Raw genomic sequence first — 20958 nt, forward strand, 5'->3', positions numbered from 1 at the left:
GATAATCGACCAAGTTGGTGTTATTTAATCAGGTTTTTCTTTTTGGGAAATGATTTTTAAGAGATTAATTTAAGGGTAGAGATTTTTTTATGACTCGTCTGTTTAAAAGGCTATTTTTTATTTGAATGAAATGATATTACGCTAAGATGAAACATACTATTTATTAGAAACCTTAAAGCTTGATGAGCAATATGGCAAAGAGTGAAAGAGGTGTCTTATGAAGAAAATACAAGGGATTGATAAAGAAATTAAAAAACTTAAGGCGCACCTTACTCAACTAAAACTAAATGTTAAGACTAGGTCGATGGGAGTATTATTAAATCAAGAAGCAACTATTCGGAAAAAAATGAAAGTTGTTCAATATTTATTGAATCAACTAGAAGAAACGAATGAGCAACAAATCTATCAAGACTATTTAAGGTTACTAAATGACGCATCAGAACAAATTTTAAATTTATATAATGAGGAGAATGAAACTGAATATCGACTGGAAGAAGTGATTGAGGGATTTGAAGAAGAATACATGCAAAATGGAGTATTATATATTTTACTTAGTCGTTATTTACCAGGATTAATGAATTCTCCTCATTTTGCTATTTTACCGTCACATCCGAAAGATGAGTACCCTATAGCACGTCAGATGAAACGTAAGTTTTATTTACATTTAGGAGAGACGAATACAGGAAAAACCTATCATGCGATGAAGAAACTTGAATTAGGAGAGGATGGAATCTATTTAGCTCCACTTCGTTTATTGGCACTTGAAAATTACGAGAAAATGAACCAAGATGGCGTTAAGTGTCATTTGTTAACAGGAGAAGAGGAGGTACTGATTGAAGGGGCTCATCATATTAGTTGTACGATCGAAAAGTTGGATTTAGAAAAAGAGTATCATGTCGCAGTCATTGATGAGGTTCAATTGATTCAAGATAGTATTAGGGGGGCATCTTGGACACGTGCTATTTTAGGGATTTTAAGTCCAGAAATTCATTTATGTGGCGCACTTAATGTGAAGTCATTATTAATCCAAATGATTACTGAATGTGGGGATGAATACGAGTGTATCGAGTATTTCCGTAATATTCCCTTACAGTTTGAGTCTACTGCTTATCAATTAAATAAACCGATTAAAGGGGATGCTCTGATTGCATTTTCTAAAAAGAAAGTTTTAGAACTATCCAGATATTATCAAGATCGAGGGTTTAAGACGAGTATTATTTATGGAGATTTACCACCAGAAGTACGTCGGATTCAATATCAATCCTTTAGTGAGGGACAAAGTGAGTTACTCATTTCAACTGATGCCATTGGGATGGGAGTTAATTTACCAATTCGAAGAATTGTATTTGTTAGTGCTAAAAAGTTTGATGGGGAAGTCGTTCGTGAATTGACGTCACAAGAGGTAAAACAAATTGCTGGACGAGCAGGACGCAAAGGGATTTATGAAATCGGCTATGTCACATGCTTAGATGAGCATTTGGCATTTGTAAAAGAAAAGCTAGAATGTAAAGATGAAGTCATTGAGCAGGCTATTATTGGTCCACATGAATCGATGCTTGAAATTAAAGGGATTCCTTTGATTGAGAAACTAATGATTTGGGAAAATCATTATCAAGATATTCACCATTATAAAAAGATGGATATCGAGCGGTATTTGTTTGTATTGACTCAAATTAAACACTATAAGCTCTCGCAATGGGTACAATGGAAAATTATGAAACTACCTGTAAATTTCATGCAAATGGATTTATTGAATTTATTATTACTCTATATCGAGGAACACTTTATCAATGGAAATAGTGAATTAACGAAACCTCGTCTACATGCTGAAGATCTTGAAATACTTGAAATTCACTATCAAGAAGTTAATTTATATTACTCTTTTTCAAAAGTGTTCCATCTCGAATTTGATATAAATTGGGTTTATCGTGAACGCTCTAAGGTTAGTAAAAAATTGAATTATTTATTACTGCGCCTCTAAATGAAAGTTTTTAAATATAATGCAGTAAATATGTTTCTGTATATCCAAAATAAAAAAAAGCAACTTTTTAAAAGTTGCTTTTTTTTACTTATTAGGGATCTTGTGAATAAGCTGATATTAATAAATTAATAGTTAATCTTTTTTCATTAGTATCATCCAAATAATAGCTGGATTACTTATTCAACTGAATATAATTTTAATTAATTTGGAATAATTTTTTCTGCTTTTTTCTCGATAATTGGTAAGAAGTATTGGATACATGGTCCAATTAAAAGTGTTGTGATAATTGTTCCAAGTCCTAAAACTCCTCCTAAAGAGAAACCAACTACAATGAAGATAACGTCCATTGTGATACGAACCCATTTGTATTGCCAGCTTGTTTTATCAACAATAATTAATGGTAATTGGTCAGTTGGAGCAACACTTAATTCAGCTGATTTTAAAATTGAGAATCCAATTGCGATAACAACACAGCTAATAGCTACAATTAATAAACGAACAATTAATGGTAAAGCATCAATACCTACGTTATTTAATAAGTTATTAATTAAATCTAAGAATGGTCCTGCTGTAATAACAGCTAAGAATGTTCCTAAACGGATGTATTCACGAGTGAAGATTAACATACCAATAAATACAATTCCCATAACTAAAATATTAGCTTGGCCAACAGTAATGTGTAATAAATTTGCTAAACCTTGCATAAAGATTGTAAAAGAATCAACCCCAGTATTTGATTTAATAAAGAATGCTACCCCCAACTGGATAATGAAACATCCTACTAAAAAGAACATGATTCGAACGATATAGTTTTTAATATTAAATTTACTCATTATAATCCTCCTATGAGACTGTAAAATAAATAGCCCTTACATTTGAAACTGTATACATAATATAAAAAAAATGATAAAAAGTCAACTACTATATGTTATTTTGTCGTATTTATTTTTTTATATTCCATTAAAAGTCAGTTAAACTACTAAATGGAAAAAGCATATAATATAATTAGAATGAAATATTAGGGATTTATTGTATGATAATGATTATTTTATCTAAGAAAAATCAATAATAGTAGGTGAAATACATAGAGAGATCACAAGAAGTTGAAGTGGGGAGGAGGTGTCTGATGTTAATAACACAAGGTAGATATTCATCTTATTTAGATGAATATAATAAAATTACAATACTTGTTCCAAAAAGTTATTATAATGGAGAAATTGCTCCATTTAAGCTTATCAATATGACGACATCAGAGGCTTATGAGTTAAAGGTAGAAGAGAAGTTTGATTTTGGTAACGAGTTAAAATATAGCTTATCTATCCAAGGATTTGTCACAGTAGGAACTGAATATCAAGTCATGGATTGTTATAAAAATACAAGCTATTTATTTTTAGGTTATATTGCGAGAACTGAAGAATTTGATAAACGGTTTTATTATAATGGTGATGATTTGGGGCCAAGTTACAGTAAGAACATGACAAGATTTAAACTATGGGCACCAACTGCTACACAAGTTCAATTAATTTTATATGAAAATGATGTAACCCATTTTAGACGTATGAAGCGACTATCTAAGGGAATATGGGAACTGACTATTTATCAAGATTTAGAAGGGTGTCGTTATCGATATGAGATTGTTAATAATTTAGTACGCCAAGAAACGATTGATCCTTATGCTATAGCTTCTACTGTAAATGCAGAATATAGTGTCGTTGTGGATCCGTTGAAATGTGTTAAAGTTAAACATGAGTTGAGACCTAAACTAAATAAGCCGACTGACGCCATTATTTACGAATTAAGTATTCGAGATTTTACGATTCATCCATCTTCACGAGTTAAAAATCGTGGGAAATTTTTAGGGATAACAGAAGAGATAATAGATGAAAAAACAGGATATCACTATGGTCTGTCTTATTTAAAGGAATTAGGTGTGACACATATTCAATTACTGCCTATTTTCGATTTTGCTGGTGTCGATGAAAACTTTCCAGAGCAATCTTATAACTGGGGATATAACCCAGTCCAGTATAATGTTCCAGAAGGAAGCTATGCTTTAAATCCGAAAGATCCTTATTCACGTATTAATGAATTAAGAACGATGGTTAACATCCTACATGAGCATGGGTTTGGTGTGATTATGGATGTGGTTTATAATCATGTTTATGAACGACGGACCTTCCCGTTTGATGCAATGGTTCCAACTTATTTTTATCGTTATGATTATCAAGGAATGCCATCAGATGGAACAGGGTGTGGTAATGATTTGGCAACAGAACGACTCATGGTTCGTAAATATATTTTAGATTCAGTTAAGTTCTGGGTAGAAGAGTATGGAATCGATGGATTTCGCTTTGATTTGATGGGAATTATTGACGTTGATACGATGAATGAAATTCGTCAACTTTGTGAGGAACTTTATCCAAGTATTCTTCTTTATGGTGAGGGGTGGGATATGAATACCCCATTACCACAAGCTCAAAAGGCTGCTAAGTTTAATGCTTTTAAGCTACCACGAATTGGCCATTTTAATGATGCGTTCCGGGATAATATTAAAGGACATACCTTTAATCATCAGGATCGAGGATTAGCGCTTGGAAATTTCGGATATGCGAATGCTGGAAAACAGTTGCTAGCAGGTAGTTCAGGTTTGATCGAAGGCGAAACATATATGTTTTATGATCCTTCTCAAAGTATTAATTATGTCGAGTGTCATGATAATCATACATTATGGGATCGGATGAAATTATCGAATAGTGATGAAAATGATGAAACGCGTGAAAAACGTCAAATCTTAGCGGCAGCGATGGTGATTTTCGCTCAAGGAATTCCGTTTATTCATTGTGGACAGGAATTTTTTAGAAGTAAGAATGGAATTGAAAATAGCTATAATGTCTCAGATGAAATTAATGCTATTCATTGGGATGAAGTTTATGAACATGAAAAGAGTATTAATTTGATTAAAGGCTACATCAAAATCCGTAAAGCTCACGGTGCTTTTCGTTTTTCAAATGCAATTCTTGTAAAAAAACATCTACGCATTTTTCAACATCATCATTCTGTGATAGAATATACATTGAAAAATGTTAAAGACTATGGGTGTTGGGACGAAATCCATATTTTCTTTAATACACAAAATCGTGAAGTAAATATTCCAATCGTCACAAATGATTTTATATTGATTGCTGATGAGCATCAAAGTGGAACGGAAGGTATTAAATCGATTGAAGGTGAATTGAAAATGGCACCGCTCAGTACGATAATTCTAGTGAAATGATTTGATCTTTGAATCAGTCGTCTCTTTCATTTGGTGATGAATGAACGCAAAAAAGATAAAAGTAGATAGTGAAAACTCCTTAGCACTGCTAAGGAGTTTTTGTTGAGAAATGGAGTGCACATCATGACAGAAGTAGTGAATATTAAAGTAGAAGGCGTTGTTGATGAATTAATTCTCAATTCAATGCAAGTTTTAAACCAAGCATTCTATCAAGCTTCTGCAATCAACCAAGCAGACGAGTATGCATTAGTGTTTGAATTTCAAGAAGAGGTTGATGGTGATTATCTTGTGGTGACGGGAACCTTGAAAGATGATACGCAGACGATTAAGCGACAATTTGAAGTGAATGAATCAAAGACACGTAAATATGCTTATTTAGCTGTTTATTTATTGTTATTACAACGTGAAACTGGACGTGTTCAATCATGGGGATTATTAAATGGGATGCGCCCAACAAAACTGGTTCATGGAATGAAAAAGCGTGGATTTACCGACCAAGAAATTAAAGATTATATGCAGGAAGAATATTTAGTTTCAGATGAGAAAATTAATTTATTGCTAGAGGTTGCCAATCATCAATTAAAAGTGATTCCTGACCTACATACGATTCAAAATGAAGTGAGTATTTATATTGGGATTCCATTTTGTCCCACACGTTGTGCATACTGTACATTCCCAGCTTATGCTCATGGACCATTCAAAAAGTGGGTAGATCCATTTTTAGAAGCATTACTTGAAGAAATTAAAATCGTGGGTGCTTTTATTAAAGAACGTCAATTATCTGTCACTTCAATTTATTTTGGAGGAGGAACAGCAACGACGTTAACCGCAGAGCAGTTTGAAAAGTTATTAATTACAGTTTATGAAAACATTGCAAATTCACAAGAGGTTCGTGAAATTACAGTAGAAGCGGGGCGTCCAGATACGATTACACCTGAGAAATTAGAGTTGTTAAAGCGATATAATATTCATCGTATTAGTATTAATCCGCAATCATTCCAACAAAAAACATTAGATGAAATTGGTCGTCACCATACAGTAGAAGATGTCATTAAAAAATATTACATGGCTAAAGAACATGGATTTGATAATATTAATATGGATTTAATTGTTGGACTACCAAATGAAGGAAAAGAGGATTTAGCTTATAGTTTAGAGCAGATTGAAAAGCTACAACCTGAATCATTGACTGTTCATATGTTAGCCTTTAAACGAAGCTCGAAAATTACTCAAAATCGTGGATTGTATACAACGGCCTCAAAAGAGGAATTACAAGAAATGGGGCAAATGACATATGATTTTGCTGCTGCTCATGATTATATCCCTTATTATTTATATCGACAAAAAAATATTTCAGGTAATATGGAGAATATCGGTTATTCAAAGGTGGGACAGGAAAGTATTTATAATATTTTAATCATGGAAGAAGCTCAAAATATTTTAGGACTTGGGGTCGGGGCTTCAAGTAAATATTTAATTGGAACATCGGTTCATAATCCAAAAGATTTAAAAACATATATTGATTCATATGAGACTTATGCACAAAAGAAAGTAGAAACACTCATTGAAAGTTTAGAAATAGGTGATACACATGCAAATTAAAGATTTAAAGGTTAAAGAAGTTTCAACGTTAACAGTTATGATTAAATCAGTCAATGTCGGGCGTACAACAGCTCAAAAGCCTTATTTAAAGTTTGAGTTTGTCGATCAAAGTGGTTCTATTTTCGCCAATAAATGGAGTTTAAAACCTGAAGAGTTAAATGCCTTTGAAGCAGGGCAAGTTGTAACTGTTAAAGGACTAGTACAGCTTTATAATGCTCAGAAGCAAATTAATATTGAGTCTGTCTCATTGGTTGAAGGAGAGGTTGATTATTCTCAGTATGTAGAGTCTTCAAAATTTACAGTAGAGAATTTGAAGTCAGATATTACAGGATTTTTAGATGAAATGAAACCTGGGTATTATAAAGATATTCTTAATTATTTTTTAACAAAATATGAGCAAGAGTTTTATCTTCATCCTGCCGCAAGTCGTATGCATCATGCTTTTATGTCAGGACTAGCCCAACATGTTTATGAAATGTTAAAAATGGGGGCAGCTTATTGTGATTTATATCCATTAGTTAATCGAGACCTTTTATATGCAGGGGTTATATTACACGATCTTGGAAAATTATTTGAGATGAGCTATGAGCAATGTATTAAAACTGAGTATACACTTGAAGGATTAATGATTGGGCATATTAATATGATGGTATCGATGATTGATGAGGCGTCAAAAGAATTAGGATATGATGGAGAAGAAGTGTTATTCTTAAAACATATGGTGATTGCTCATCATGGAAAATTAGAATGGGGTTCACCAAAAGAGCCAATGATTATCGAAGCTGAGCTGTTACATTATCTCGATGTTGTTTCAGCCAAAATGACAGCCATTGAGGTTGCCCTTAGACATTGTGAAGAAGGGCAAATGAGTGACCGTATTCCAATGCTTGATAATCGTCGTTTTTATCATCATAAATAAAAAGAGTTAACGGCTCAACTGAGTCGTTAACTCTTTTTATTATTTTGCAGCTTCTTCTTGAGCAGCTGATTCTTGAGCAGCTGATTCTTCGATGTTTGCTACGATTGTTTCATAGCGTTTTTGTAAAAATTCATCTGTAAATTTGAAATTAGCTTCTGAACGGAATTTAATTAATAGTGTTTCTAAACGTAATTGAGTATACTCTTGTTTCTTAGCAGTTTGTTCTAACTCTTCCTTCATGTCTTCAAATGATGCTTTTTCATTTTCAGCATATTTATAGATAACGTGGTAACCAAATTGTGTTTTTACAGGTTCCGTAGAGTAGTGTCCGACTTCTAAGGCGTAAGCTGCATTTTCAAACTCAGCAACCATTTCTCCTTGACCGAATGTTCCTAAATCTCCACCATTTTCTTTTGTTCCATCTGTTCCATATTCACCTGCTAATTCCTTGAATGTTGCTTCTTTATCTTCTGCAGCATCTAATTTAGCAATGATTTCTTTTGCAGTTTCTTCATCAGCAACTAAAATGTGGCGAGCGCTAATTTTAGGTAATGTTTCATCATATAATTTTTGTAACATTTCATCCGTAATAGGATATGCTTCAGCTAAAGCTGCATCTTGTAATTGTGCTAATTTGAAGTAATTATAAATTTCTTCATCTGTTTTTAATCCAGCAGATTCCATGGCTTGATAATAGTTAGTTCCGTAAGCAACTTTGAATTGATCAATTAATTCTTTAACTTCTTTTTTATCAACTGGATATTTTTTCTCTAAAATTTGCTCATCAACTAATGAAATTCCATCTGATAATCCATATGCAGGAACTAATTCATCATATAGTTGTTCAACTGTATATTCATGGTCAGTGATTTTAGCGATGATTGAAGAATTTGTTTCTTTTGATTCTTCGTATGTTGTTGAGATTTCCTTATATTGTGTTTCTAAGAAATCATTTGTTAAAACAAATCCAGCAGCTTCACGTTCAGTTGCTAGTGTAGCCACAATGAATTCATCTGTTAATTTATTTTGAATTAATGTTTCTGTTAATTCATCTTTTACTTCTTCAAGTGTTGGGATTTCCTTTGTTTCCTCACTGTTAGTTGACTCTGATTCTTCAGTTGATTCTGCTTCTTCATCTTTTTTGTATTTTTCATCATAAGCTGTTTGGATTTCTTCATCAGTTACTGTAACAGCAGCGCGTGCAGCAGCTTCACGATATAAGTTTAATTCTAAATATTGACGTAATGCCTCTTCATTTTTGAATCCTTGAGCTAATAAGAAATCTTCAAATTCAGGATGCATTTGTTTATACATATCGATCGCGCTATCTACTTTAGCTGTATCGATTTCATATTTTGTTGATAAGACGTCATAGTCTACTAAATCTAATAATGCAGATAACCCAGCATCGGTAACCATTTCATCAAATACTTGTTGTTTAGTTATGTTGGCCACATCAGATGTAATAAAATTGTCGTTTCCATTTGGTAATTTCATCCCGATTTCATCTTTATTTGAACAGGCACCAAGTAGTAGTGTTGTAGCAAGTGCAGCTGTTACTAGGAAGTACTTTTTCATCACTTTCACATCCTCTTTTTTGTTTGATTTAACGTTTTTAATCATATCATTTTTCAAATTTTGTAACAACATATTTTTGGTAGGTTTTTGTGGAATTTAAGTAAAAACATAAACCAAATCGTGAAAAACTCATAGGATATATTAGCTCAGGAAACTGTGTGGAAAGGCTGGAAAGGAGTTGAGATTATGTTCGGAAATAATTGTGCATTTATCTTAGTCTTATTTATCTTATTAGTCATTATCGGATGCTGCTGGGGATGCGGATCTAGTGCATGGTAGGAAATGAATTGATTGGATATAGAAGAAAAATCTTATGCTCTGAAAAGAGCCTAAATAATAGTTAGTTAAGGAGCGAATTATTATGTGTGGAAATAATTGTGCATTTATCTTAGTATTATTCATTTTATTAGTAATCATCAGCTGCTGCTGTGGTGGATTTGGTTTCTAAAAATAACTTGAGTGATACGAGGAATCTTAGGTAATTGAACTCATGAGTGAATGTTTCAAAATATATTGCTCAAAATATGCTCGATTAAAAAGGACCGTTAGGTCCTTTTTTGTGATTTAAGTCTAAATTTATAAGAATAGACATATATTTAAAAGGATGTGAAGAGATTAGAGTGGCGAAAAAGATCTTTTATTGTCTTTTATGTCAATATTTAATCAGGGTTATAAATCAAATAAAAATGTCAATAAAATGAGAATAAAAGATGAAAATATACATATTATTCCAGGGTTAACTCGCATATAATCTCTTTGACTTTAATAATTAAGGGGGAGGTCACGATGGGACATTCAAGCTTAACTCCAAAGAATTTTGAGAAGTTATTGTTGTTTATTGAGAATCATTCAGATAAGACGGATGGATTAATGCCTATTTTACATGAAGCACAAGATATTTTTGGTTATATTCCATTAGAAGTTCAAAAGTTTATTTCTGATAAAACAGGAGTTTCAGTTGCACGCATTCATGGTGTCGTTACATTTTATTCTCAGTTTTCTACAGAACCAAAAGGAGAACATGTTGTTGGAGTGTGCTTAGGAACAGCGTGCTATGTTAAAGGAGCACAAGCGATTTTACAGAAACTTAAAGAAGAGTTAGGAATTGAACCCGATCAAACTACATCAGATGGAAAATACTCATTAGTTGCGACCCGTTGTATTGGGGCGTGTGGATTAGCACCAGTCATTACAATTGATGACGATGTGTATGGGAAAGTCGATCCTACACAAGTATCATCAATTTTAAATAAGTACAATTAGTATATCTATGTGTGTAAGCGTTATCCCAACGATAGTGATTATCAACTTTCCTGATTGAGATTGAGGGGGACGTTGAAGATATCAACCATTATTCATTTTTTAATCAGAATGTTTTATATTACGATCTGCTGATCAATTAGAATATGCATTGAAATTGCGTTTGCCTGTGATCTGATGAGCGATGTGTTAACTTACGTTAATTAAGAAGTGGTGTTGCATACACGATTAGCACATGTTAAATCATTACGAACCACAGAAATATTAGATATTAATTATTTACTTTTGGTGAGTGGGAAACGACTAAGTCCAATTATGTTAGAGTTAGCCGGAAAAATAAGACGTTGCTAGAGGGTTAATACATGATACATCAAGTATTTGAGTCATTACATGGTCTTAAATCATGCAGAAAGAGATGATGAGTGTGAAGTTTAATGAAATCTTATATGACTCACGATTTCGAGTCCTAAGTAAGGGAGTTAATTTACATTCGGTAACGGTATCCGGCTTATATGTGGGGGATTTATTGAGCTTTGTCATGGCTAAAGCGAAACCAGGCCAAATATGGCTAACGATTCAAGCCCATCCTAATGTGATTGCTGTTGCTTCGTTAATTAATTTGAGTGCTGTCATTGTCGTTGACGGGGTAGACATTCCACAGGAAACAATCGATGTGGCAAATGAAAGAGGAGTTGTTTTAATTTCATCCGTTCTAGATGCGGTTGACCTCGTCAAGTTAATCGAGGTATAAGCGTTTATTATGACTTACATATTTACTTCATCTTATCACCTTGTGCTGATGATTTTATGATACCTAATGATATTGTTTTAATGTGAAGTTTGAAACAGCTAGATATAATCGCGTTGACTCATCATAATAGCACAAGAAATTGACGAGTAGTTTCCAAGGTAGATGAAGAGGTTGGGGTCCTATTTATTCCTGGGATTGAAATTGAAACGATAGAAGGTGTTGATTTATTGAGCTATTTTAAGTCATTAGAGATAGCTGATTATTTTGTAATATTGATTGAATCCCATTTAAATTTAATGAAAAGTAATGAAGAGTTATTTGGACATCAGTGGTGAATCAATCATCACAATGAGGTAATTGAGAGTTTCCATGGTTACTCATTTAATTAATGAATTTGACCTGTGAAGATGTCATTTTCCAGGTTCATCGATTAGGTGGTATGGTTGTTGTGGTACATCTCAATAAGTTAGCTTATAATAGTTTGATTAAGTTAGGATTTATTCCAGGAGCATTAATGATTGATGGAATTTAATTAATTTCTTAATTTATGAATGGGGAGATAGGCAGGTTTCACCAGAGCTTTCATATATCCTTATCTAATGAACCCCTTTATTATTTGGAAGTTTCAAAGCGTAACCGATTATTTTCTGATGATTTAAAGGGGGAGACCAAATGAGGGACTTATCGTTATATATTCTGGATTTAACGATGAACTCGATACGAGCGCAGGCTACATTGGTTGAAATGAATGTGATTGAGCTCAAACAAAAAAGTCTCCTGATGATAAAGGTTAAAGATAATGGACAGGGGATGTCAGAAGAAATGATCGATCGAGTCAGAGATCCCTTTTTTACAACGCGGGCGACTCGTAAGGTTGGGTTGGGCATTCCTCTACTTACGGCAATGGCTAGTCGATGTGAGGGGGAAGTTTTCATTGATTCGAAGATAGGTGTGGGAACAACGGTAACGTTGAAAATAAGATTAGATCATATTGATCGACCACCCTTTGGCGATATTCATAACACATTAATTTCGCTAATCTATTTAGAACCCATCATTGATTTTAATTACACTCATCGAAGTGAGGAGTGTGAATATAAATTTAAGACACAGTCTGTTAAAAAAGTAATTGGAGAAGTTCCAATTAATCATTCAGCTATTATAGAGTGGATTAAAAAAGAGTTAGAAGCGGGAGATTTTTCTTTTACATCTTATTAAAGATGATTAGGAGGGGGTTTATTTTGAAGACGTTAAAAGAGTTAGAACAGATTCGTGAACAAACTTTGAAAAATTTACAGTTAAGAAATCAAGAGCATTCAAAGTTAAGAGTTGTCGTCGGGATGGGAACATGCGGAATTTCGGCTGGTGCACGATCTGTCTTAAATACATTAATTCAAGAGGTGAATAACTGTCATTTAGAAGAGGTAATGATCACTCAAACGGGCTGTGTTGGCATGTGTGCGTATGAACCAATATTTGAGGTATATGATGAATCGGAGAAAACGACCTATGTTCATATGACGCCTGAAAAAACGAGACGTGTCGTATTAGAACATTTAGTGAATGGAAATGTCGTATCTGAATTTACTATTGATGCAAGCTTAAATTAATACTTTTAAACAAAAGGAGGGGGATTCATGTCATATTATCGTTCACACGTCTTGATTTGTGGGGGAACGGGCTGTACATCTTCTAAATCAAGAGAAATTAAAAAGGAATTGGAGTTACAGTTAGAGCGACTAGGGCTTGAGCAGGAAGTTCAAGTGGTGATGACTGGATGTTTTGGCTTATGTGAAGCGGGACCGATTATGATTGTCTATCCAGAAGGAACTTTTTACTCAAAAGTTCAAGTAAGTGATGCAAAGAGAATTGCAGAGGAACATCTTTTAAAAGGACGAATCATTAAAGACTTATTATTTAAAGAAGCCATTGAAGATGGGGAGATTAAATCAGTTAATGAAGTAGAGTTTTATGCTAAACAAACGCGATTAGCTTTACGAAATTGTGGAAAAATTAATCCTGAAAATATTGATGAATATATTGCGCATGATGGATATATGGCATTAGCTAAAGTCTTAACTGAGATGAAACCTGAAGAGGTCATTTCAGAAGTGAAAAAGTCCGGACTTCGTGGTCGCGGAGGCGGAGGTTTTACAACTGGATTAAAGTGGGAATTTACGTATAAGTCAAAGAGTGATAAAAAATATGTCGCTTGTAATGCCGATGAGGGAGATCCAGGTGCTTTTATGGATCGTTCGATTCTTGAAGGAGATCCTCATGCTGTTTTAGAAGCTATGACAATTGCTGGTTATGCCATTGGGGCAGATACAGGATATATTTATGTTCGTGCAGAATACCCGATTGCTGTTAAGCGTTTGAGCATTGCCATTAAGCAAGCTCATGACTATGGATTGTTAGGAGAAAATATCTTTAATACAGGATTTGATTTTGATATTGAATTACGTTTAGGAGCAGGAGCTTTTGTCTGTGGAGAAGAAACAGCTTTAATTGAGTCGATTGAAGGGAAACGAGGGATGCCACGTCCACGTCCACCATTTCCAGCTGTTAAAGGGGTATGGGAAAAACCGACTTTATTAAATAATGTTGAAACGTATGCTAATATCCCACAAATTATCTTAAAAGGTGGAGATTGGTTTTCTAGTATTGGGACTGAGCGTTCAAAAGGAACGAAAGTATTTGCCTTAGGTGGGAAAATTAATAATACTGGATTAGTTGAGATTCCGATGGGAACGACTCTAAAAGAAGTGATTTATGGTATTGGTGGAGGAATTCCAAATGGTAAGAAATTTAAAGCTGCTCAAACTGGAGGACCTTCAGGTGGTTGTTTAACAGAAGAATATTTAGATACAGAAATTGATTTCGATAATCTAGTGGCACTTGGTTCAATGATGGGATCAGGTGGAATGATTATTATGGATGAAGATAACTGCATGGTTGATATTGCACGCTTTTATTTAGATTTTACATGTGATGAATCATGTGGGAAATGTACACCTTGTCGTGAAGGAACAAAGCGTATGATGGGAATTTTGAATAAGATTACAGAAGGAAAAGGTGAACTTTCGGACTTAGATGAATTAGAACAATTGGCAGATTACATTAAAGCTAATTCATTATGTGGTTTAGGTCAGACAGCACCCAATCCAGTTTTATCAACAATGCATCATTTTAAAGATGAATACTTGGCCCATGTTATTGATAAACGTTGTCCAGCTGGTGTTTGTTCAAAGTTATTAGAGTACTATATCACTGAAAAATGTATTGGGTGTGGAATGTGTGCTAAATCTTGTCCGGCTGCATGTATTAAGCCAATTGGAGAAGTCGTAAATGCCAAAACCGGCCGACGTCGTCATGTGATTAATAAAGTCGATTGTATTAAGTGTGGGGCATGTATGGCAACTTGTCCGACTAAAATTAGTGCGATTATTAAGCGATAGGAGGAGGAAAGATGGGAGTAGTTCATATTACCTTAAATGGGATGCCATATGTTGTTCCAGATACATATACGATTTTAGAAGCAGCACGGGAAGTGGGAATTAAAATTCCAACACTTTGCTTTTTAAAAGATTTAAATGAGACGGGAGCATGTCGTGTTTGTGTTGTGGAAGTCAAAGGTGCTCGGTCATTAGTTACAGCATGTAATATGAAAGTTAGTGAGGGAATGGAAATCTTAACTCATTCTAAGCGAATTTTAAATGCGAGAAAGACAACGGTTGAATTATTACTTGCGAACCATAATATTGAATGTACAACGTGTAATCGTAATCATAATTGTGAATTGAAACAACTTTCAAATGATTTAAACTGTAAGAGTGATCGATTTGAAGGAGAGCGTCGTGAGACAATTTATCGTGATGATTCTTACTCAATTGTACGTGATACATCAAAGTGTATTTTATGTGGACGTTGTATCGCTGCTTGTCGTGAAAAAGCAGGAGTTGAAGTGTTAGCATTTAATCAACGCGGATTTAAGACATATATTGGGCCAGCATTTGAAATGGGTATGGATCAGGCTGGATGTATCCATTGTGGACAATGTGTGAATGCTTGTCCAACAGCTGCTTTATCGGAACATTCAAATATTGAAGAAGTCATTCAAGCGATTAATGACCCAAATAAAATTGTCGTCTTTCAGGTGGCGCCTGCTGTACGTGCAGCACTTGGTGAAGAATTTGGATTACCATTTGGGACACGAGTAAATGGTAAAATCGCAGCTTCACTTCGACGTATTGGTGGGCCAACGTGTAAAGTGTTTGATACGAACTTTGGTGCAGATTTAACTATTATGGAAGAAGCTTATGAGTTGATTGAACGTATTAATAAGGATGGAGTACTTCCGATGATCACCTCTTGCTCACCAGGTTGGATTCGATTAGTGGAGCAATATCGACCAGAAATAATTCCGAATTTATCGTCATGTAAATCTCCTCAGCAAATGTTTGGTGCAATTTTAAAATCTTACTGGGCAGAGAAAAATAGTGTTAATCCAACTACTATTTACTGTGTGTCAGTTATGCCTTGTATTGCCAAAAAATCAGAGTTAAAACGAGAAGAGATGAACGTGAATGGCATTCAAGATGTAGATGCTTCAATTACAACACGTGAATTGGCAAGAATGATTCGGATGTATGGGTTAGATTTTGTTAATTTACCAGATGAAGACTTTGATCATCCATTGGGTGAATATAGTGGAGCAGGAACTATTTTTGGGGCAACAGGCGGTGTAATGGAAGCTGCCTTGAGAACCGCTGCAGATGTTTTAAGTGGCCAATCGCTGGATGCGATTGAATATGAAGCTGTTCGAGGTGTAGCTAGTTTAAAAGAAGCAACGATTCAAATAGGTGAGTTAAGTTTGAACGTTGCGGTCGTTCATGGAGGAAAACAGGCACTTGATATTGTGGATCAAATTTTAAGTGGTGAAAAAAAATATCATTTTGTCGAAGTGATGGGATGTAGTGGTGGTTGTGTTGCAGGTGGTGGACAACCTCATGTTCCCGCTTATTTATATAATTCAGGTTTAGATATTCGTGCTGAACGTGCTAAAGCTCTTTATGAAGATGATGAAGCAAGACAAATTCGTAAATCTCATGAAAATCCTGTCATTAAAGCTATGTATGAAGAGTATCTTGGTACGCCAAATAGTCATAAAGCTCATCAATTATTACATACAACCTATCATAAAAAAGACGTGTATAGCTCACAATAATACTTGAATCTTCTTCATTAAAAAATTAGGCTCATCACCAAAATAGTTTCTTGATTTTTTAAAAATATTTTCTCATTTAAAATGATGTTTAAATTATACGGGGACTAGTTAATTTTAAGAATTGAGTGAATAGTTTCAATAGAAAGAAATTGTCAAACCCCATTTCTTTTGAAGATTCAAAAATTAAGAATAAAGATAAAATGGTTATAATGTTTAAAAATAAAAGCAAATGTCTTTGAGACTTTAAAAAGATTAGGTATACTGATAAAGTAGCAATCAAAAATGACCTAATTTAATAAGTTTAAATTAAAAGATTATAAAGTTAGGCTAATTGATATTAAGATTATCTATACCTTTTAATAGAAGGGATAGGGGTAAAATTACAATTTGATTATAATGTTAAAAATTGCTAAAAATAGTTATAAAAGCATTTTACTATTATTGTTCCAATGAATGAGGTATAGTATAATGAAGATATTTCTATTTATACGATTTAATTAGGGAGGTTAATGTTATGTCTAAAGTGTTCCAGTCAATGGACGGATGTCAGGCAGCAGCGTATGTTTCTTACGCATTTACAGAAGTAGCAGGGATTTATCCAATTACGCCTTCGACTCCGATGGCAGAATATACAGACTTATGGGCTTCACAAGGTAAGAAAAATTTATTTGGAGCACCAGTAAAATTAGTTGAGATGCAATCTGAAGCAGGAGCTGCTGGGACAGTTCACGGTTCTTTACAAGCGGGTGCATTAACAACAACTTATACTGCATCACAAGGGTTATTATTAAAAGTACCTAACATGTATAAAATTGCTGGAGAATTATTACCAGGTGTTATTCACGTATCTGCACGTGCGCTTGCGGCACAATCATTATCAATCTTTGGTGATCACCAAGATATTTATGCAGCACGTCAAACTGGATTTGCTATGTTAGCAACGAGCTCAGTACAAGAAGTTATGGACTTAGGTGGGGTAGCTCACTTAGCTGCAATTAAATCAAGTGTTCCATTCTTACACTTCTTCGATGGATTCCGTACATCACATGAAATTCAAAAAGTAGAAGTAATGGATTATGAAGATTTAGGAAAATTATTAGATTACGATAAAGTACGTGAGTTCCGTGCACGTGCAATTAATCCAAATCACCCAGTAACAAAAGGGTCAGCACAAAATGATGATGTTTACTTCCAAACACGCGAAGTTCAAAATAAATACTTTGATGCAGTACCTGCAATTGTAGCAGACTACATGGAAAAAATTACTGAAATCACAGGGCGTGAATACAAACCATTCATGTACTATGGTGCAGAAGATGCAACTGAAATCATCGTTGCAATGGGATCAATCACAGAAACAATTAAAGAAACCGTTGATTATTTAATTAAAAATGAAGGACGTAAAGTAGGGGTTATCACTGTTCACTTATATCGTCCATTCAGCTCAGAATACTTCTTCAACGTATTACCATCAACAGTAGAACGTATCGCTGTATTAGACCGTACAAAAGAACCAGGAGCAACTAGTGAGCCATTATGCTTAGATATTCGCTCTATCTTCCACGGTCGTGAAAATGCACCGAAAATCATAGGTGGACGCTTCGGATTATCATCAAAAGATACAACACCATCTCATATTGTTGCTGTTTATGATAACTTAGCTGGGGAAATGAAAGATGACTTTACAGTAGGTATCGTCGATGACGTAACATTCAAATCATTACCTGTAAATAATGAGGTAATGGTTTTAGGAGATGATGTAACAGAAGCATTATTCTTCGGATTAGGATCTGATGGAACAATCGGAGCTAATAAAAACACAATCAAAATCATCGGTGAAAATACTGATTTATATGCACAAGCTTACTTTGCATACGATTCTAAAAAATCAGGTGGTTTAACACGTTCTAACTTACGTTTCGGTAAGGATGTTATCCGTGCACCATACTTAGTATCAACACCAAGCTTCGTATCATGTTCGATGGATACATATATTGGTAAATACGATATGATTAGCGGTTTACGTCAAGGAGGAACATTCTTATTAAATACTGTTCACTCAGCAGAGGAAATTGTTAACCATATGCCAAATAGCTTCAAAAAGCAATTAGCAGAGAAAAATGCTAAGTTCTATATCATTGATGCCGTAACTTTAGCTAAAGAAATTGGATTAGGACGTCGTACTAATACAATTATGCAATCTGCATTCTTCAAATTAAATGAGCAAATCATGCCATATGAACGTGCTCAAGAATTAATGAAAAAATACGTGGAGAAATTATATTCACGTAAAGGAGAAGCAATTATCGCAATGAACTTTGCTGCTATTGATAAAGGAGCTGAAGGTTTAATTGAGGTAACTGTTGATCCAGCATGGGCCAACTTAACACCAGAAGAAGCACATGTTAAAGAAGGCCGCCCTCACTTTGTTGAAACAATCGCTGATGTAATCAACCATAGTAAAGGTGACACATTACCAGTATCAGCATTCGTAGACTATGCAGATGGAACAATGCCAAATGGTACGGCTGCGTATGAAAAACGTGGAATTGCTAACTTTGTACCAAAATGGATTGAAGAAAACTGTATCCAATGTAACCAATGTGCTTACGTATGTCCTCATGCAGTTATCCGTCCATTCTTAGTAACAGAAGCTGAGAAGGAGCAAGCTCCAGAAGGAACACGTACATTAAAAGCAATTGGTAAAGGATTAGATGGATTAGAATATTGTATCCAAGTATCAACATTAGACTGTACAGGATGTGAAGTATGTGCGCATATCTGTCCAGGTAAAAAAGGAAACAAAGCATTAGTTATGGTTCCAATTAGTGAAGAATTAGAAGCAGGACAAGTCGATCGTGCTGAATACTTCTTCAACAACGTCACATACAAAGATGATTTAATGCCAAAAACAACAGTTAAAGGTTCACAATTTGCTCAACCATTATTCGAATTCTCAGGAGCATGTGCTGGATGTGGGGAAACTCCATACATCACATTATTAACTCGTTTATTCGGAGATCGTATGACAATTGCCAATGCAACTGGATGTTCATCAATCTATGGGGCATCATTCCCAGCTACACCTTATACAAAAAATGCTGAAGGAAATGGACCAGCATGGGCAAACTCATTATTCGAAGATAATGCTGAGTTTGGATTCGGTATGCATATTGCAGCTGAAACATTACGTAACCGTATTGGATTATTAATGGAAGAAAATATGGATAAAGTTGAGGCTGAATTATCTGAATTATTCACTAAATGGTTACAAAACCGTCATAGTGGAGAAGTAACAAAAGCATTAGCACCTCAATTAGAAGTTGCCATTGCAAATTCTTCAAATGAAGCAGTTAAAGAAATTTTGGACTTAAAAGATTACATCGTTAAACAGTCTAACTGGATTATCGGTGGAGACGGATGGGCTTATGACATCGGATATGGTGGATTAGACCACGTTATCGCTAATAATGAAGATGTTAATATCTTAGTATTAGATACTGAGGTTTACTCAAATACAGGTGGACAATCATCTAAATCTTCACGTGCTGCATCAATCGCTAAGTTTACAGCAGCAGGTAAGAGTGGTAAGAAGAAAGACTTAGCAGCAATCGCAATGTCTTATGGACACGTCTATGTTGCTCAAGTTTCTCATGGTGCAAATCAAGCTCAAGTTATTAAAGCAATGATGGAAGCTGAAAAACACCAAGGTCCATCTATCGTTATCGCATACTCACCATGTATCGCTCACGGTATTAAAGGTGGATTAGCAAACTCAATGAGCCAAGCTAAATTAGCGACTGAATGTGGATACTGGCCAACATACCGCTTCGATCCTAAATTATTAGAAGAAGGTAAAAACCCATTACAAATGGATTCTAAAGCACCAAACTGGGATAAATACCGAGACTTCTTAATGAGTGAAGCTCGTTATGCTCAAGTTACAAAAATTAACCCAGAGCATGCTGAAGAATTATTAGAAGCAAATCGTCGTGACTCACAACGTCGTTTCCGTCAATTACAACGTATGGCTGCATTAGATTTCTCTGATGAAGTAGAAGTTGTAGAAGAAAAAGAATCAGCAGAATAATTTTTAAAAAAGCTTATCGGATAAATCCGATAAGCTTTTTTTATTGATATGTGATGTGAAATGGCTTGAAAAAACAACTAATAACAACTCGACACAACATAACAAAAAGTGTCAAATCGTTTTAGAAATAATAGAAACTGGGATTAAATAACGCTTACACTCGGGGTGTTGTGTAACGGGTTACGATAAATCATAATTTTTGTGAACTATATGACAAAAGATGATAAAAATACCAAATATCGCGTGATAGTATTAGAGTGTTCAAAAAAGTGTTGA

At 34.5% G+C, this 20958-nt stretch carries 14 protein-coding genes; 12 read left to right on the top strand and 2 right to left on the bottom strand.

The window, feature by feature from the left end; genetic code table 11:
• The first annotated feature begins 217 nt into the window (after positions 1-217).
• Positions 218-1981, top strand: coding sequence for a helicase-related protein (locus J0J69_RS12635; RefSeq protein WP_212725483.1), 1764 nt, complete (start codon positions 218-220; stop codon positions 1979-1981).
• Positions 1982-2181: 200 nt separating this feature from the next.
• On the opposite strand, the gene J0J69_RS12640 is transcribed toward J0J69_RS12635, so the two are convergent.
• On the bottom strand, positions 2182-2814 hold the full coding sequence (locus J0J69_RS12640) for a YczE/YyaS/YitT family protein (RefSeq protein ID WP_055275683.1): 633 nt from the start codon (positions 2812-2814) through the stop codon (positions 2182-2184).
• Positions 2815-3107: 293 nt separating this feature from the next.
• Between J0J69_RS12640 and pulA the strand changes: the two genes are divergently transcribed.
• The 3 genes from pulA to J0J69_RS12655 all read left to right on the top strand — a co-directional run bounded on the left by pulA (position 3108) and on the right by J0J69_RS12655 (position 7776).
• Entirely contained in the window at positions 3108-5255 is a 2148-nt protein-coding gene (pulA, locus tag J0J69_RS12645) for a type I pullulanase (protein ID WP_212723502.1), read from the top strand.
• Between the two features lie 123 nt (positions 5256-5378).
• Positions 5379-6857: a coproporphyrinogen dehydrogenase HemZ gene (hemZ, locus tag J0J69_RS12650; protein WP_212725484.1), complete on the top strand. Its 1479-nt coding sequence runs from the start codon at positions 5379-5381 to the stop codon at positions 6855-6857.
• Complete coding sequence (locus J0J69_RS12655) at positions 6847-7776, top strand: 3'-5' exoribonuclease YhaM family protein (RefSeq protein WP_212724866.1); 930 nt, start codon at positions 6847-6849, stop codon at positions 7774-7776. Before hemZ ends, J0J69_RS12655 begins: the two co-directional genes overlap by 11 nt.
• Before the next feature lie 39 nt (positions 7777-7815).
• Here the strand turns inward: J0J69_RS12655 and J0J69_RS12660 are convergent, their stop codons facing one another.
• Positions 7816-9354, bottom strand: coding sequence for a peptidylprolyl isomerase (locus tag J0J69_RS12660; protein WP_212725485.1), 1539 nt, complete (start codon positions 9352-9354; stop codon positions 7816-7818).
• A 186-nt stretch (positions 9355-9540) separates the two neighbouring features.
• Here J0J69_RS12660 and J0J69_RS12665 point away from each other — a divergent pair, with 186 nt between their 5' ends.
• From J0J69_RS12665 to nifJ, 8 genes are all read left to right on the top strand, one after another.
• Positions 9541-9633, top strand: a complete 93-nt coding sequence (locus J0J69_RS12665; RefSeq protein ID WP_082411206.1) for a YjcZ family sporulation protein — start codon at positions 9541-9543, stop codon at positions 9631-9633.
• Positions 9634-10140: 507 nt separating this feature from the next.
• Positions 10141-10617 (top strand): NADH-quinone oxidoreductase subunit NuoE family protein, encoded by a 477-nt coding sequence (locus J0J69_RS12670; protein WP_055243151.1) that lies wholly within the window; start codon positions 10141-10143, stop codon positions 10615-10617.
• A gap of 421 nt (positions 10618-11038) precedes the next feature.
• On the top strand, positions 11039-11365 hold the full coding sequence (locus tag J0J69_RS12675) for a hypothetical protein (protein WP_156344934.1): 327 nt from the start codon (positions 11039-11041) through the stop codon (positions 11363-11365).
• Between the two features lie 672 nt (positions 11366-12037).
• Positions 12038-12583 (top strand): ATP-binding protein, encoded by a 546-nt coding sequence (locus tag J0J69_RS12680; protein WP_212725487.1) that lies wholly within the window; start codon positions 12038-12040, stop codon positions 12581-12583.
• A gap of 23 nt (positions 12584-12606) precedes the next feature.
• Positions 12607-12975 carry a (2Fe-2S) ferredoxin domain-containing protein gene (locus J0J69_RS12685; RefSeq protein WP_055243145.1) on the top strand — a complete coding sequence of 123 codons (369 nt, stop codon included), beginning with the start codon at positions 12607-12609 and terminating at the stop codon, positions 12973-12975.
• Positions 12976-13002: 27 nt separating this feature from the next.
• Complete coding sequence (gene nuoF, locus J0J69_RS12690; protein WP_055275696.1) at positions 13003-14823, top strand: NADH-quinone oxidoreductase subunit NuoF; 1821 nt, start codon at positions 13003-13005, stop codon at positions 14821-14823.
• Between the two features lie 11 nt (positions 14824-14834).
• Positions 14835-16592: an NADH-dependent [FeFe] hydrogenase, group A6 gene (locus tag J0J69_RS12695; RefSeq protein ID WP_055243141.1), complete on the top strand. Its 1758-nt coding sequence runs from the start codon at positions 14835-14837 to the stop codon at positions 16590-16592.
• Positions 16593-17106: 514 nt separating this feature from the next.
• Positions 17107-20682: a pyruvate:ferredoxin (flavodoxin) oxidoreductase gene (nifJ, locus tag J0J69_RS12700; protein ID WP_055305498.1), complete on the top strand. Its 3576-nt coding sequence runs from the start codon at positions 17107-17109 to the stop codon at positions 20680-20682.
• Positions 20683-20958 lie beyond the last annotated feature (276 nt).

It is taken from the genome of Turicibacter bilis, assembly GCF_024499055.1.
Classification (GTDB): Bacteria; Bacillota_I; Bacilli_A; order MOL361; family Turicibacteraceae; genus Turicibacter; species Turicibacter bilis.